Raw genomic sequence first — 14,225 nt, 5'->3', positions numbered from 1 at the left:
GAAGTGACGGTTGAAGACATTGCAAGTGTTGTATCAACTTGGACGCGTATTCCAGTATCAAAGTTGGCTCAAACTGAAACAGATAAACTGTTAAATCTAGAAAGTGTATTGCATGATCGTTTAATTGGTCAAGATGAAGCGGTTATTGCAGTAGCGAAGGCCGTACGCCGTGCAAGAGCTGGATTAAAAGACCCAAAACGTCCGATTGGATCCTTCATTTTCCTAGGACCGACTGGGGTAGGGAAAACAGAGCTTGCTCGTGCATTAGCAGAATCGATGTTTGGTGATGAGGATGCTATGATTCGTATCGATATGTCAGAGTACATGGAGAAACATTCTACTTCTCGTCTTGTCGGTTCTCCTCCAGGATATGTTGGATACGATGAAGGCGGTCAACTCACAGAAAAGGTTCGCAGAAAGCCTTATTCCGTAGTTCTACTTGATGAGGTTGAAAAAGCACATCCTGATGTATTTAATATTTTGCTTCAAGTTTTAGAGGATGGAAGATTGACTGATTCCAAAGGACGCACAGTTGATTTTCGTAATACCATTGTTATTATGACATCTAACGTGGGAGCATCTACATTAAAACAAACACAACATCTTGGATTTAACGTTCAGGATGAGGGCAGAGAATTCTCGGATATGAAAGAAAAAGTAATGAAGGATTTGAAACAAGCGTTTCGTCCGGAATTTTTAAATCGGATTGATGAAATTATTGTGTTCCATCCGTTAGAAAAGAAACATATTAGACAAATTGTAACGCTTATGGTTCAACAATTAAAGAATCGTCTCCATGAACAAGAAATTGATCTCGAGCTAACAGAGCCTGCCTTAGATTTAGTAGCAGATAAAGGCTTTGATGCTGAGTACGGAGCACGTCCGTTACGACGCTCTATCCAAAAACATGTTGAAGATCGCTTGTCTGAGGAACTGTTAAAGGGAACAATTGAAAAAGGACAGAAAGTTGTACTAGATGTAGAGGGAGAATCGTTTGTCATTCGCAGCGTAGAAAAGGTAAAATAAGAGTACAAGAAAAAAGGGCTAGAAAGTAGCCCTTTTTCTTGTATAAGAATACATTGCTCCGCTTTACGATAGAACTCTGTATAGGTTTATCTTATGTCACCAAAGAACGGGGCCTTAACAGAGATAGTAAGGAGGGAAATTATGGCGAAAAAGAAAACAAAGTTTGTTTGCCAGGATTGTGGCTATGAGTCACCGAAATGGATGGGGAAGTGCCCAGGATGCGGGGCATGGAATACACTTGTGGAGGAAATGGAAGCACCAGTGTCATCGCGCCGAGTCGTGTTTGCGACAGGAATGCAATCTGAAGTAGCTAAGCCTCGGCCAATTACCAATGTAGAAACAATCAATGAAGCGCGCATTACGACGAAATTTCAAGAGCTAAATCGCGTATTAGGCGGCGGGATCGTAGATGGCTCACTTGTATTAATTGGCGGAGATCCCGGAATTGGTAAGTCCACGTTACTTCTTCAAGTATCCTCTCAACTCGCTGAAAGTTCTTATCAAGTATTATATATTTCAGGGGAAGAATCGCAGAAGCAAATCAAGCTTCGGGCCGATCGGCTACAAGTTAGTAGTGATAACTTATACGTGTATTCAGAAACCGATTTACAGCGTATCGTCCAGCATGTGGAGGAAATGAGTCCTGCCTTTGTAGTCATTGATTCCATTCAAACGATTTATTTACCTGAGGTAACATCTGCACCAGGAAGTGTATCACAAGTTCGTGAATGTACGGCAGAGCTAATGAAATTAGCAAAAATTAAAGGGATTCCTATATTTATTGTTGGTCATGTTACAAAGGAAGGTAATATTGCAGGGCCCCGTATGCTAGAGCATATGGTGGATGCAGTGTTGTATTTTGAAGGAGAAAGACACCATACATATCGCATTTTGCGAGCAGTCAAAAACCGATTTGGTTCAACAAATGAAATTGGAATTTTTGAAATGAAGGAACTAGGCTTACAAGAAGTTCTGAACCCATCTGAAATTTTTCTAGAAGAGCGGCCCGTAGGTGTTGCAGGTTCAATTGTTGTTGCTTCGATGGAAGGAACACGTCCTGTTCTTGTTGAAATTCAAGCATTAATATCCCCAACAAGTTTTGGAAATCCCAGACGTATGGCGACAGGGATGGATCATAATCGTGTGTCACTTATTATGGCGGTATTAGAGAAACGAGCAGGTATGCTACTGCAAAATCAAGATGCCTATTTAAAAGTTGCAGGAGGACTGAAGCTAGATGAACCAGCTATTGATTTAGCAGTTGCGCTGAGTATTGCATCTAGTTTTCGTGATAAGCCGACGTCTCCAACAGATGCAGTAATCGGAGAAGTAGGACTAACCGGTGAAATTCGAAGAGTATCAAGAATTGATCAACGGGTACAAGAAGCGGCTAAACTTGGTTTTAAACGAGCAATTATTCCGAAGAAAAATATAGGCGGTTGGACCATCCCAGAAGGAATTGAAGTAGTCGGCGTATCCAATATTGGAGAGGCTCTTCGGTGCACACTAGGAGGATCATAATGGACGAAACAAAACAAAAATCCAAAAGTATCATTTCCATATTGCAATTAATTGCACCCGGAACACCTTTACGGGAAGGAATTGAGAATGTACTCCGTGCGCAAACGGGGGGGCTTATTGTACTTGGCTATAATGATCAAATGAAAAGCATTGTAGATGGAGGATTTCATATTAATTGTTCATTTTCCCCTTCTAACTTATACGAGCTTGCGAAGATGGACGGAGCCCTTATCCTAAATGAAACGGGTACGAAAATTATATTAGCCAATGCACAGCTTACACCTGAAGCGCACATTGGATCGATAGAAACGGGAATGAGGCATCGAACAGCAGAACGTGTTGCAAAGCAAACTGGAAATCTTGTTATTGCGATTTCGCAAAGAAGAAATATTATCACGTTATATCAGGGACATTTACGGTATACATTAAAGGATATTGGTGTAATCTTAACGAAAGCAAATCAAGCGATACAAACCTTGGAAAAATATAAGGCTGTATGGTCTGAAGGTATTACAAACTTAGGTGTACTTGAGTTTGAGGAAGCGGTGACAATATCTGAAGTTGTTCACGTCTTACATAGCGTAGAGATGGTACTTCGTATAAAAAATGAAATATATAATTACATTCATGAACTAGGATCGGAAGGAAGGCTTATTCGTCTGCAACTAACAGAATTAATTGCAGATTTAGAAGAAGAAGCTGCACTACTAATTAAAGATTACTATCAAGGGAAAACACAGGATTATAAGCAAGTGCTAAAAAGGTTGCAGGAGCTTTCGAACACATCTTTACTAGAAGACAGTGACATGTTAAAGCTATTAGGTTTTTCTGCGCAAGTAAATATGGAAGAAAGTATTACGCCACGGGCATATCGTATTCTTGGGAAAATTTCTCGTTTGCCTCCTCTTATTATTGAAAATTTAATTAATCGCTTTAAAAATTTGCATGGAGTATGTCGTGCAACCTTATCTGAATTAGATGAAGTAGAAGGAATTGGAGAAGTGCGTGCAAAGAAAATACGCGACGGATTAAAACGAATTCAAGAGCATTTATACATGAGTCGCCACAACTAATATTGTTACATATCTGTGACAATTTCGAAAAATTCAAACCTTTTTTAAATATGGTATGATATATTGGTAAGCAAACTATTCAAATGCTTTGTTATTGCATGTTTTTAATAGAGCAAGAATGTCTATAATGTGTAGGAGGTGGTTTCATGATAAAACGAATTGTACAGCTTTTCTTTATTGTAATTGGAGGAGCATTAGGAATATTTCTTATTCCCCAAATTATAGATGTATTAAATGTCGGTTCTGTAAATTGGTTAGCAGAATCATACGTACGAGCAATCGTTGGTGCCATTGTTTTGTTTATCGCTACATTTTGGGTCGTTGATTACATCGTCCATTTCATTAAGGCGGTAGAAGAAGCGTTGGTAAAAGCACCGGTTACGGATGTTTTATTCGGTAGTTTAGGACTTATTACTGGACTTATAGTTGCTTACTTAATTCTTTTACCTATTAAATCGATTACGATTCAAATGATTAGTACCGTATTGCAAATATTTATTACATTACTTCTCGGTTATTTGGGATTCCAAGTTGGATTTAAGAAACGGAATGAGCTTGTTGCATTGTTCTCACTTCCACAACGAGGAAGCAAGAAAAAGGGTGCGGCAGGAGAAGATACGGAAGAGGATTCTCCAAGTAACTTTAAGTTATTAGACACCAGTGTCATTATTGATGGTCGCATTGCTGATATTTGTCAAACTGGTTTTTTCGAAGGGACGATCTTAATTCCTCATTTCGTTCTTGAGGAGCTACAACATATAGCAGATTCCTCCGACACATTAAAGCGTAATCGGGGCCGTCGTGGTTTGGATATTCTGAACAAAATTCAGAAAGAACTAGATATAAAAGTAGAAATCTATGATGGTGATTTTGAAGACATTCAGGAAGTTGATAGTAAGTTAGTAAAGCTAGCAAAATTATTAAATGGGGTTGTTGTAACGAACGACTTTAATTTAAATAAAGTTTGCGAACTACAAGGAGTTAAAGTACTTAATATTAATGACCTAGCAAATGCAATCAAGCCTGTCGTACTTCCTGGAGAAGAGTTACATGTATATGTTGTAAAAGACGGAAAAGAGCATAATCAAGGTGTAGCCTATTTAGATGATGGTACGATGATTGTAGTTGAAGATGGTAGAGAGTTCATTGGTACGCAAATTGTGGTTCTTGTAACAAGTGTACTTCAAACATCAGCCGGTCGTATGATTTTTGCTAAGAGAAAGTTACTCGAAAAAGCACAATAATCAGGAGCTACTTATGAAATATACATTAATCATTCCAGCCGCAGGAAGGGGGAAACGGATGGGAGCAGGCAAAAACAAATTGTTTTTGTCAGTATCATCTGTCCCTCTTATTATTCATACGTTACGCGTATTTGACGAGGATCCTAAGTGTGAACGTATCATACTAGCCGTTCATGAAGATGATTATAAATTGTTTGAGCAACTCATTGCGAAGTATGATATAAAAAAAGAGATTATGTATGTTGAAGGGGGAGAAGAACGTCAGGATAGCGTCTATAATGGTGTCTTGAAGGCAATTGGTTCAGACTATATACTTGTCCATGACGGGGCTCGTCCGTTCGTTACACAATCTATTATAGATGACGTACTTCAAATGGCAGTAAGAAAGGGAGCATCTATTTGTGCTGTTCCCGTAAAGGACACAATTAAGCGTGTGCAAGAATTGTCTGTTGTAGAAACGGTTGAACGTTCAAGTCTTTGGGCAGTTCAAACGCCTCAAGGATTTCAAACGTCGATTCTTTCCGAAGCACATGCAGTGGCTAAGAAAGACTCGTTTTTTGGTACGGATGATGCGAGTCTCGTAGAATATATACATAAAGAGGTAGGGGTTGTACAGGGTAGCTACTACAATATAAAAATTACAACACCTGACGATCTCGTTGTAGCAGAAAGTTTTCTTACACGAAAGGATATGTAGGGAGGAAGTTTGATGTTTCGAATTGGACAAGGTTTTGATGTACATGCATTTGCAGAAGGAAGACCCCTTATTATCGGAGGAGTAACCATACCGTATGAACTTGGATTAGTTGGTCATTCAGATGCAGACGTATTGCTACATGCAATTGCCGATGCTTGCTTAGGAGCAATTGCTGCCGGAGATATTGGCAAGCATTTTCCCGATACGGATGCTGCCTTTAAAGATGCAGACTCTGCAGTGCTGCTAGAGAAAGTGTGGGAGTTTGTACAAGAAAAGGGTTATGATTTATCCAATCTTGATTGTACAATTATTGCGCAAAAACCGAAGATGGCACCTCATATAGAAGAAATGAGAAGTCGGATTAGCAGTATCTTAGCAACATCTACTGAGAATATAAATGTAAAAGCAACCACAACGGAGAAACTAGGATTTACAGGACGTGAGGAAGGAATTGCATCTCAAGCAGTTGTACTGTTGAAAAAAAAGCAATAACCCTATACACTTTATAAGTATGAATTAAAGACGGAAGGTGTCCACACATGTCAAATAAAGTAAGATTGAGATATGCACCAAGTCCAACTGGACATTTGCATATTGGTAATACGAGAACAGCCCTATTTAACTATTTATTCGCTAAGCATCATGGCGGAGACTTCGTGATTCGAATTGAAGATACAGATTTAAAGCGAAATGTTGAAGGCGGAGAAGAAAGTCAACTAAGTAATTTAAAATGGCTTGGGATAGGTTGGGATGAAGGCCCAGATATCGGAGGTCCCTATGGTCCGTATCGTCAAACAGAACGTTTAGATATTTATAAGGAACTATATGAACAACTGCTAGAACAGGGCTTAGCATATAAATGCTATGTAACAGAGGAAGAGTTGGAAGCTGAGCGGGAAGCACAAATTGCTGCAGGTGAAACTCCTCGTTATACAGGTACGCACCGTAATTTAACAGAAGAGCAAAGAAAAGAATTTGAAGCAGAGGGACGTGTGCCTAGCATTCGTTTCCGCGTTCCAGACCATAAAGATTATACATTCCATGATCTTGTCAAAGGCGATGTTACCTTTAATTCTGATGAATTTGGTGATTTTGTTATCGTGAAGAAGGATGGTATTCCAACTTATAACTTTGCTGTTGCAGTAGATGATCATTTGATGGAAATTTCCCACGTACTTCGCGGAGAAGAGCATTTATCAAATACCCCGAAGCAAATGATGATTTTCGAAGCGTTTGGCTGGAAAGCACCTGAATTTGGCCATATGACCTTAATCGTAAATGAAAATAGAAAAAAATTGAGTAAGCGTGACGAATCGGTTCTTCAATTTATTTCACAATATGCAGAACTTGGATACTTACCAGATGCATTATTAAATTTCATTGGACTATTAGGTTGGTCTCCAGTTGGGGAAGATGAAATTTTTACAATAGAACAGTTTGTTGAAATGTTTGATTCAGCTCGTTTGTCTAAATCACCTGCAGTGTTTGACACACAAAAGCTAAAATGGATGAACAACCAATATGTGAAACAGCAATCACTTGAGCGCGTAGTAGAGCTTAGCTTACCTCACCTTGTAAAAGCAGGTCGCGTAGGTGAAAATATGAGTGAGAAAGAAAAGGCTTGGATTACAGATTTGATTGCGTTGTATCACGATCAAATGAGTTATGGCGCTGAAATCGTGGAATTATCTGATATGTTTTTCCGTGAAGATGTGACGTATGACGAAGCTGGACAAGCTATATTAGGAGAAGAACAAGTACCTGTCGTACTTGCTGCTTTCGCCGAAGAGCTAGCTGCCTTGGAAGAATTTACACCTGAAAATATTAAGCTTGCGATAAAAGCAGTACAAAAGAAAACAGGTAATAAAGGGAAAAAGCTCTTTATGCCAATTCGCGTTGCAGCAACTGGTGAAGAACATGGACCTGAGCTTCCAAATGTTATTAAGTTACTCGGCAAGGAAAAAGTAATCAATCGAATTAACAAATTGATTCATTAACAATTGGGTCTATTTTGCAATATAATGAATGTATATCGTAAAGCAAAGAGAAGGAAGAGTAAGAAAAACATATTCTTTTCAGAGAGAACCATCATTAGGCTGAAAATGGTTTAAGAATTGTTTTTCTGAAGTGCGCCTTTGAGTCTTCTGTTGAATGAAGTAGGCAGAAGCGGCCTAAAGCCGTTATCTCATTTGAGTTAAGTCAAGGTTTTGACTTAAACAGAGTGGAACCGCGCTATAGGCGCCTCTGTGTTTACAGAGGTGTCTTTTTTTTGGTTTCAAAAATGAATCTGCCAATAAGTAACAAATTTTATTAGGGTTTAAAAAAGGGGGAGATACGATGTTTAAGCGGCTTCGTGAGGATGTAGAAGTAATCTTTGAACAAGATCCGGCAGCAAGAAGTTATATAGAGGTCATATTGACATATTCTGGATTACATGCGATTTGGTCACATCGCATCGCCCATGCTTTATATAAACGACGTTTTTTCTTTCTAGCTAGGGTAACCTCTCAAATGAGTCGCTTTTTTACGGGTATTGAAATTCATCCTGGAGCAAAAATTGGACAGCGCTTTTTTATTGACCATGGTATGGGAGTCGTCATTGGAGAAACGTGTGAAATTGGAGATAATGTGAGTGTGTTTCAAGGGGTTACATTAGGTGGTACTGGGAAAGAAAAAGGAAAGCGGCATCCGACAATTCAAGATAATGTATTGATTGCAACGGGAGCAAAAGTGTTAGGGTCCATAACAGTCGGAGAAAACTCAAAAATTGGTGCGGGATCCGTGGTGCTTAAAGAGGTACCACCAAATTCTACAGTAGTAGGAATCCCTGGAAGAGTAGTTATTCAAGATGGAGTGAAAATAAAGCGGGATTTAAATCATAGCGATTTACCTGATCCAATTGCAGATAAACTGCGGACGATGGAACAAGAAATTCAACAGTTAAGACAGCAATTAGAAGCCAGGAAGGAAGGAAGGGAAAGGAACCGATGACTATTTATCTTTATAATACGTTAACACGTGCGAAAGAAGAGTTTGTGCCCTTAGAAGCAGGGAAAGTAAAAATGTACGTATGCGGTCCTACGGTTTACAATTACATTCATATTGGGAATGCTCGCCCTGCTATCGTATTTGATACTGTAAGACGCTATTTAGAATACAAAGGATACGAAGTAAAGTATGTTTCAAACTTTACGGATGTAGATGATAAGTTAATCCGTGCTGCGAAAGAGCTAGCTGAGGATGTACCAACTATCGCAAATCGCTTTATTGATGCGTATTTTGAAGATGTAGAGGCACTAGGATGCCGTCATGCTGATGTCCATCCGCGGGTGACTGAAAATATGGATACGATTATTCAGTTTATTCAGGAACTAGTGAATAAAGGATATGCCTATGCGTCTGAAGGCGATGTATATTATAAAACAAAAGAATTTGAGGAGTACGGGAAGTTATCTCATCAATCCATTTCAGAACTTCGTCACGGCGCACGGATTGAAGTAGGAGAAAAGAAGCAGGACCCGCTTGATTTCGCTTTATGGAAAGCAGCGAAGGTAGGAGAAATCTCTTGGGATAGTCCGTGGGGGAAAGGGCGTCCAGGCTGGCATATTGAATGCTCTGCTATGGCACGTAAATATTTAGGAGACACCATTGATATTCATGCTGGTGGGCAAGATCTTTCCTTCCCGCACCATGAAAATGAAATTGCACAATCTGAAGCTTTAACTGGGAAACCATTCTCAAAATATTGGTTACACAACGGCTATATCAATATAAATAACGAAAAAATGTCAAAATCACTCGGAAATTTTATCCTTGTTCATGATATTATTCAGCAATACGAAGCAAGATTAATTCGATTTTTCATGCTCTCCGTACACTATCGTCATCCGATTAATTTTAATGAAGAATTGCTACAAAGTACACAAAATGGATTGGACCGTATTCAAACCTCCTACTTAAACTTAAAGCATCGTTTACAAAGCAGTAGCAATTTAGCTGAAAATGATGAAAGATGGATCAAAGAACTATCGCAATTTCGTAAACAGTTCGAAGAAGCAATGGATGATGATTTTAATACGGCCAATGCAGTAACCGTACTGTATAATTTAGCGAATTTCGCAAATCAATATTTGTTAGAGCAACATACATCGAAACAAGTGATTGAAGCGTTAATTAAAGAATTAAACGATTTATTTGGTATCATTGGACTATCACTTGATATGCAAGAAGATTTATTAGACGAGGAAATTGACTCGTTAATTCAAGAACGAATCGATGCACGTAAAAATCGTAACTTCGCACGTGCAGATGAAATTCGTGATGAATTAAAAGCACGTAACATTATATTGGAAGACACGCCGCAAGGCCCGAGATGGAAAAGAGGATAAGCATGTTTGATGCAAAACAGTTAAATAGTTTAGCTTTAGCCTATATGGGTGATGGAGTATATGAACAATATATTCGTCATCACCTTCTTATGCAAGGGGCAATTAGACCCAATCAGCTTCACCGAGCAGCAACGAAATATGTTTCTGCAAAGGCGCAAGCAAGCATAATTCTAACGTTAATAGACAAGGAACAATTAAGTGAGGAAGAAATAGCTGTAGTTAAACGAGGAAGAAACGCAAAATCTGGGTCTGTACCAAAAAATACAGACGTCGTGACGTATCGTTATAGTACGGCATTTGAAGCGCTAATTGGCTATCATTACTTGTTAGAAAATAAAGACCGCGTGGATGAACTTGTAAAACAAAGCATTGCTATTATAGAGAAGGGAGGCATGTAATGTGTCGGAAGAGTACATTATGGGTAGAAATACAATTATTGAGGCCATTAAGTCAGGACGCGACATTAATAAGATTTGGGTTGCAGAAGGCGCAGTTAAAGGACAAATTCAAATTGTATTACAATTAGCCAAAGAAAATGGTATTATTATACAACAGTCTCCTAAAAAGAAGCTAGATCAGATGGTAGAAGGAAATCATCAAGGTGTAATTGCTCAAGTTGCTGCTTATGCGTATAGCGAATTAGATGATTTATTTGCACTTGCAAAAGAGAGAGATGAGGCGCCATTCTTTTTACTTCTTGATGAGATCGAGGATCCGCACAATTTAGGAAGTATTATGAGAACAGCGGATGCTGTAGGAGCACATGGAATCATTATTCCAAAACGCAGGGCGGTAGGTCTAACTGCAACGGTTGCTAAAGCATCAACGGGTGCTATAGAGTATATACCCGTTGTTCGTGTAACAAACATGGCCCGAACGTTAGATGAGCTGAAGGATCGCGGTATATGGGTTGCGGGGACAGATGCGAAAGGTACGGATGATTTTCGTAATCTAGATGGTACTATGCCATTATGTGTCGTAATTGGAAGTGAAGGAAAAGGGATGAGCCGCCTTGTAACGGAAAAATGCGATTTTCTTGTACAATTACCCATGGTTGGGAAAGTGACATCGTTAAATGCTTCAGTTGCTGCAAGCCTTTTAATGTATGAGGTATTTCGAAAGCGACATCCTATTGGTGTTTAATTATGAAAGAAATTTTACTCGTAGATGGATATAACATAATTGGTGCCTGGGAATCTTTGCGATCGTTACGAGATAACGATTTGCAGGGAGCCAGGGATCTTCTCATTGATAAAATGGCAGATTATCAGGCGTTTACGGGAGTAAAAGTTATGATTGTTTTTGATGCTTACATCGTGCAAGGCATTGAAAAAAAAATGAAACAAGCAAAAGTAGAAGTTATTTTCACACGTAAAAACCAAACAGCAGATCAAAAAATCGAGCAGCTAGCCATCCATCTTAGAAAGGTTGATACGCGTATTCATGTTGCAACATCTGATTTCACAGAACAATGGGCAATTTTTGGACAAGGAGCCCTTCGAAAATCGGCTCGAGAGCTAGAAATTGAAGTGCAATCGATTGAGCAGCAGGTACGAAAGAAGATTAAGGAAAAACCTATCACGACAGGTGTATCTGAACCAAGGTATAGCAAAGAAGTGACAGAAAAATTAGAAAAATTACGACGTGGGGAGCGTTAAGGTTATTGACGCTTCTAAAACGTCTACTGTATAATATTTCTATCTAACTTGGGGGCGGAGGGATGAATGTGGAATTAGATTTGTTACGTGATAGCAACTCACAGTTTCTGGAGTTAGAAGATGAAGAGATAGTAGAGGTTGTGAGAAAAGGTGACGATGACGCGCTAGAGTACCTAATTCATAAATACAAAAACTTTGTACGTGCTAAATCAAGATCCTACTTTTTAGTAGGGGCAGATCGAGAAGATATTGTTCAAGAAGGAATGATTGGTTTATTTAAAGCCATTCGTGACTATAAAGAGGACAAGCTATCTTCCTTTAAGGCATTTGCTGAATTATGTATTACACGCCAAATTATCACTGCTATTAAAACAGCAACTAGGCAAAAACATATCCCGTTAAACTCCTATGTATCATTGGACAAGCCAATCTATGATGAGGAATCTGATCGCACATTATTAGATGTCATTTCGGAGACGAAAGGGACAGACCCAGAAGAGATGATTATAAGTCAAGAAGAATATATTGATATAGAACTTAAAATATCTGAATTATTGAGCGATTTGGAAAGAAAGGTTCTATCTTTATATCTAGATGGTCGCTCATATCAAGAAATTTCAGAACAATTGAATCGTCATGTGAAATCAATCGATAATGCTTTGCAGCGTGTGAAACGCAAGTTAGAACGTTATGTAGAAATGCGTGAAAGTGCAGCATTGCATGCGCTTTGAAAAGTAGCGATCTAATAAAATATGGACTGAGGAGCCGTAATGATAAGGGCCCCTCAGTCCATATTCTTTATGATTACTATTGTTCTATCGTATAATTGACATGAACTTTCAATCTATGTTACATTTTTATATACATGGTATTATGAGGTTGGTGTTAGGTTTATGCGTAAGAAGATTATGCTTTCGTGTACAAAATGTAATAGCAGAAATTACTCCACGATGAAGAATGCAGGCTCTACGGAGCGTCTAGAAATGAAAAAATTTTGTAAAGTATGCAATATTCAAACCGTCCACAAAGAAACAAAATAACAATTGCTATTCATATTGGAGGTCCCATAGATGCATTTGACTGACTTTTTTGGCAATGTAGGTCGCGAAATGAAGAAGGTAAGCTGGCCAAAAAGAAAAGAACTTGTTCGCTACACAGTTACAGTTGTTGTAACTGTAGTGTTCTTTGCGGTATTCTTTGCCTTATTAGATACAGGAATTTCTTCTTTAATTCGTTTAATACTTGAATAAAATGGTCTCGTACATGATATAATGAATCGTATATGTACAGTATGAAAAACCCGGTTAACGGGTTTTTTCATTTGAGAAAAAATGGTAGTATCAGGGAGGGAAGGACAGTAGTCCTAACGGAATGGAAAAAAATTGGTATGTTGTACATACTTATTCTGGTTATGAGAATAAAGTGAAAATGAATCTTGAAAAACGTGTTGAGACTATGAATATGCAAGATAAAATTTTCCGTGTTGTTGTGCCGGAAGAAGTAGAAGTAGAAAAGAAGAATGGGAAAGAAAAGCTTATCAAGAGAAAAGTATTCCCAGGTTATGTGCTTGTAGAAATTATTATGACGGATGATTCTTGGTATGTCGTACGTAATACTCCAGGTGTAACCGGATTCGTTGGTTCAGCAGGATCTGGATCTAAACCGACACCGCTTTTAGACGAAGAAGTTGTGGGAATCCTTAAACACATGGATGTAGAGAACGATAAAGTAGATTTCGATTTTGAAATGAAAGAAACCATTCGTGTGACAGAAGGACCGTTTGCTAACTATACAGGTATTATTGAAGAAGTAGATAAAGAGAAGAAAAAAGTAACTGTATTAGTAGATATGTTTGGCCGTGAAACACCGGTTGAACTGGATTTTGCTCAAATTGCAAAATTGTGAAATAATAACTTGTAATGGCAAGAAAATAATGATATTATTTGCTAGTCAGACTGTTTTAAATTAGATACGGTAGACGCAATAATACTTTTATCTTTTAAAAAAGATAAAAGGTAAGTGGGAGGGCTAACGCCCATTTACCACATCACGGACTTAAGGAGGTGTGTCTCGTGGCTAAAAAGGTAATCAAAGTTGTAAAATTACAAATTCCTGCAGGAAAAGCAAATCCAGCTCCACCGGTTGGTCCGGCACTAGGACAAGCGGGTGTTAACATCATGGGCTTCTGTAAAGAGTTCAATGCTCGTACAGCTGACCAAGCTGGTTTAATTATCCCTGTTGAGATCTCAGTTTTTGAAGATCGTTCTTTCACTTTTATTACGAAAACTCCGCCAGCTGCTGTTCTTCTTAAAGTAGCTACAGGAATTCAATCTGGTTCTGGTGAACCGAACAAGAAAAAAGTGGCAACAATTAAACGCGACAAAGTACGCGAAATTGCTGAACAAAAAATGCCTGATTTAAATGCTGCTAGCGTAGAATCAGCTATGCGTATGGTTGAAGGTACTGCACGTAGCATGGGTATTGTTGTCGAGGATTAATTCGTTTGTCTTGATCTAAAAAGAAGGTTGCGGGTCTTATCAATTCGCAACCTTTATTATCGTAAATCCTGATTTAATTAGGTAAGGATTCGCGTCTGATCCTAAACTAGAGACGCATAC

General features: G+C 38.6%; 17 protein-coding genes and 1 other annotated feature. All 17 genes read left to right on the top strand.

Annotated elements, in window-relative coordinates; translation table 11 throughout:
• A partial coding sequence (locus AC11ZT_RS05095) for an AAA family ATPase (protein ID WP_484058564.1) occupies positions 1–1,026 on the top strand: 1,026 nt, incomplete at its 5' end.
• A 141-nt stretch (positions 1,027–1,167) separates the two neighbouring features.
• A complete protein-coding gene (radA, locus tag AC11ZT_RS05090) occupies positions 1,168–2,547 on the top strand; it encodes a DNA repair protein RadA (protein WP_484058563.1) in 1,380 nt (459 codons plus the stop codon).
• Complete coding sequence (gene disA / locus AC11ZT_RS05085; RefSeq protein ID WP_484058562.1) at positions 2,547–3,620, top strand: DNA integrity scanning diadenylate cyclase DisA; 1,074 nt, start codon at positions 2,547–2,549, stop codon at positions 3,618–3,620. Before radA ends, disA begins: the two co-directional genes overlap by 1 nt.
• A 146-nt stretch (positions 3,621–3,766) precedes the next feature.
• Complete coding sequence (locus AC11ZT_RS05080; protein WP_484058561.1) at positions 3,767–4,864, top strand: PIN/TRAM domain-containing protein; 1,098 nt, start codon at positions 3,767–3,769, stop codon at positions 4,862–4,864.
• 13 nt (positions 4,865–4,877) lie between these two features.
• Positions 4,878–5,561 (top strand): 2-C-methyl-D-erythritol 4-phosphate cytidylyltransferase, encoded by a 684-nt coding sequence (gene ispD, locus AC11ZT_RS05075; RefSeq protein WP_484058560.1) that lies wholly within the window; start codon positions 4,878–4,880, stop codon positions 5,559–5,561.
• 12 nt (positions 5,562–5,573) lie between these two features.
• Positions 5,574–6,053, top strand: coding sequence for a 2-C-methyl-D-erythritol 2,4-cyclodiphosphate synthase (ispF, locus tag AC11ZT_RS05070; RefSeq protein WP_484058559.1), 480 nt, complete (start codon positions 5,574–5,576; stop codon positions 6,051–6,053).
• A gap of 47 nt (positions 6,054–6,100) precedes the next feature.
• Entirely contained in the window at positions 6,101–7,558 is a 1,458-nt protein-coding gene (gltX, locus tag AC11ZT_RS05065; RefSeq protein ID WP_484058558.1) for a glutamate--tRNA ligase, read from the top strand.
• Positions 7,559–7,594: 36 nt separating this feature from the next.
• Positions 7,595–7,810 (top strand) — a binding site (T-box leader).
• An 88-nt stretch (positions 7,811–7,898) separates the two neighbouring features.
• Positions 7,899–8,552 (top strand): serine O-acetyltransferase, encoded by a 654-nt coding sequence (cysE, locus tag AC11ZT_RS05060; RefSeq protein WP_484058557.1) that lies wholly within the window; start codon positions 7,899–7,901, stop codon positions 8,550–8,552.
• On the top strand, positions 8,549–9,949 hold the full coding sequence (gene cysS / locus AC11ZT_RS05055; RefSeq protein WP_484058556.1) for a cysteine--tRNA ligase: 1,401 nt from the start codon (positions 8,549–8,551) through the stop codon (positions 9,947–9,949). The genes cysE and cysS overlap by 4 nt, the downstream gene beginning before the upstream one ends.
• A 2-nt stretch (positions 9,950–9,951) precedes the next feature.
• Positions 9,952–10,347, top strand: coding sequence for a Mini-ribonuclease 3 (locus AC11ZT_RS05050; RefSeq protein WP_484058555.1), 396 nt, complete (start codon positions 9,952–9,954; stop codon positions 10,345–10,347).
• 1 nt (position 10,348) lies between these two features.
• On the top strand, positions 10,349–11,092 hold the full coding sequence (gene rlmB, locus AC11ZT_RS05045) for a 23S rRNA (guanosine(2251)-2'-O)-methyltransferase RlmB (protein WP_484058554.1): 744 nt from the start codon (positions 10,349–10,351) through the stop codon (positions 11,090–11,092).
• A 2-nt stretch (positions 11,093–11,094) separates the two neighbouring features.
• Entirely contained in the window at positions 11,095–11,607 is a 513-nt protein-coding gene (locus tag AC11ZT_RS05040; RefSeq protein WP_484058553.1) for an NYN domain-containing protein, read from the top strand.
• A gap of 62 nt (positions 11,608–11,669) precedes the next feature.
• Positions 11,670–12,338: an RNA polymerase factor sigma-70 gene (locus AC11ZT_RS05035; RefSeq protein ID WP_484058552.1), complete on the top strand. Its 669-nt coding sequence runs from the start codon at positions 11,670–11,672 to the stop codon at positions 12,336–12,338.
• A gap of 162 nt (positions 12,339–12,500) precedes the next feature.
• Positions 12,501–12,647: a 50S ribosomal protein L33 gene (rpmG, locus tag AC11ZT_RS05030; protein WP_484058551.1), complete on the top strand. Its 147-nt coding sequence runs from the start codon at positions 12,501–12,503 to the stop codon at positions 12,645–12,647.
• A gap of 30 nt (positions 12,648–12,677) precedes the next feature.
• Positions 12,678–12,857: a preprotein translocase subunit SecE gene (gene secE, locus AC11ZT_RS05025; RefSeq protein ID WP_379971374.1), complete on the top strand. Its 180-nt coding sequence runs from the start codon at positions 12,678–12,680 to the stop codon at positions 12,855–12,857.
• A gap of 121 nt (positions 12,858–12,978) precedes the next feature.
• Positions 12,979–13,512: a transcription termination/antitermination protein NusG gene (gene nusG / locus AC11ZT_RS05020; protein WP_484058550.1), complete on the top strand. Its 534-nt coding sequence runs from the start codon at positions 12,979–12,981 to the stop codon at positions 13,510–13,512.
• 167 nt (positions 13,513–13,679) lie between these two features.
• Positions 13,680–14,105, top strand: a complete 426-nt coding sequence (gene rplK / locus AC11ZT_RS05015; protein ID WP_379971376.1) for a 50S ribosomal protein L11 — start codon at positions 13,680–13,682, stop codon at positions 14,103–14,105.
• Positions 14,106–14,225 lie beyond the last annotated feature (120 nt).

It is taken from the genome of Ectobacillus sp., assembly GCF_056992975.1.
The sequence above is the reverse complement of the archived record's forward strand: the minus strand, read 5'-3'. Positions and strand labels throughout refer to the sequence as shown.

Bases quoted from the DNA above. Each gene is read 5' to 3' on its own strand.
- radA (WP_484058563.1), top strand. From the start codon at position 1,168: ATGGCGAAAAAGAAAACAAAGTTTGTTTGCCAGGATTGTGGCTATGAG.
- disA (WP_484058562.1), top strand. From the start codon at position 2,547: ATGGACGAAACAAAACAAAAATCCAAAAGTATCATTTCCATATTGCAA.
- AC11ZT_RS05080 (WP_484058561.1), top strand. From the start codon at position 3,767: ATGATAAAACGAATTGTACAGCTTTTCTTTATTGTAATTGGAGGAGCA.
- ispD (WP_484058560.1), top strand. From the start codon at position 4,878: ATGAAATATACATTAATCATTCCAGCCGCAGGAAGGGGGAAACGGATG.
- ispF (WP_484058559.1), top strand. From the start codon at position 5,574: ATGTTTCGAATTGGACAAGGTTTTGATGTACATGCATTTGCAGAAGGA.
- gltX (WP_484058558.1), top strand. From the start codon at position 6,101: ATGTCAAATAAAGTAAGATTGAGATATGCACCAAGTCCAACTGGACAT.
- cysE (WP_484058557.1), top strand. From the start codon at position 7,899: ATGTTTAAGCGGCTTCGTGAGGATGTAGAAGTAATCTTTGAACAAGAT.
- cysS (WP_484058556.1), top strand. From the start codon at position 8,549: ATGACTATTTATCTTTATAATACGTTAACACGTGCGAAAGAAGAGTTT.
- AC11ZT_RS05050 (WP_484058555.1), top strand. From the start codon at position 9,952: ATGTTTGATGCAAAACAGTTAAATAGTTTAGCTTTAGCCTATATGGGT.
- AC11ZT_RS05040 (WP_484058553.1), top strand. From the start codon at position 11,095: ATGAAAGAAATTTTACTCGTAGATGGATATAACATAATTGGTGCCTGG.
- AC11ZT_RS05035 (WP_484058552.1), top strand. From the start codon at position 11,670: ATGAATGTGGAATTAGATTTGTTACGTGATAGCAACTCACAGTTTCTG.
- rpmG (WP_484058551.1), top strand. From the start codon at position 12,501: ATGCGTAAGAAGATTATGCTTTCGTGTACAAAATGTAATAGCAGAAAT.
- secE (WP_379971374.1), top strand. From the start codon at position 12,678: ATGCATTTGACTGACTTTTTTGGCAATGTAGGTCGCGAAATGAAGAAG.
- nusG (WP_484058550.1), top strand. From the start codon at position 12,979: ATGGAAAAAAATTGGTATGTTGTACATACTTATTCTGGTTATGAGAAT.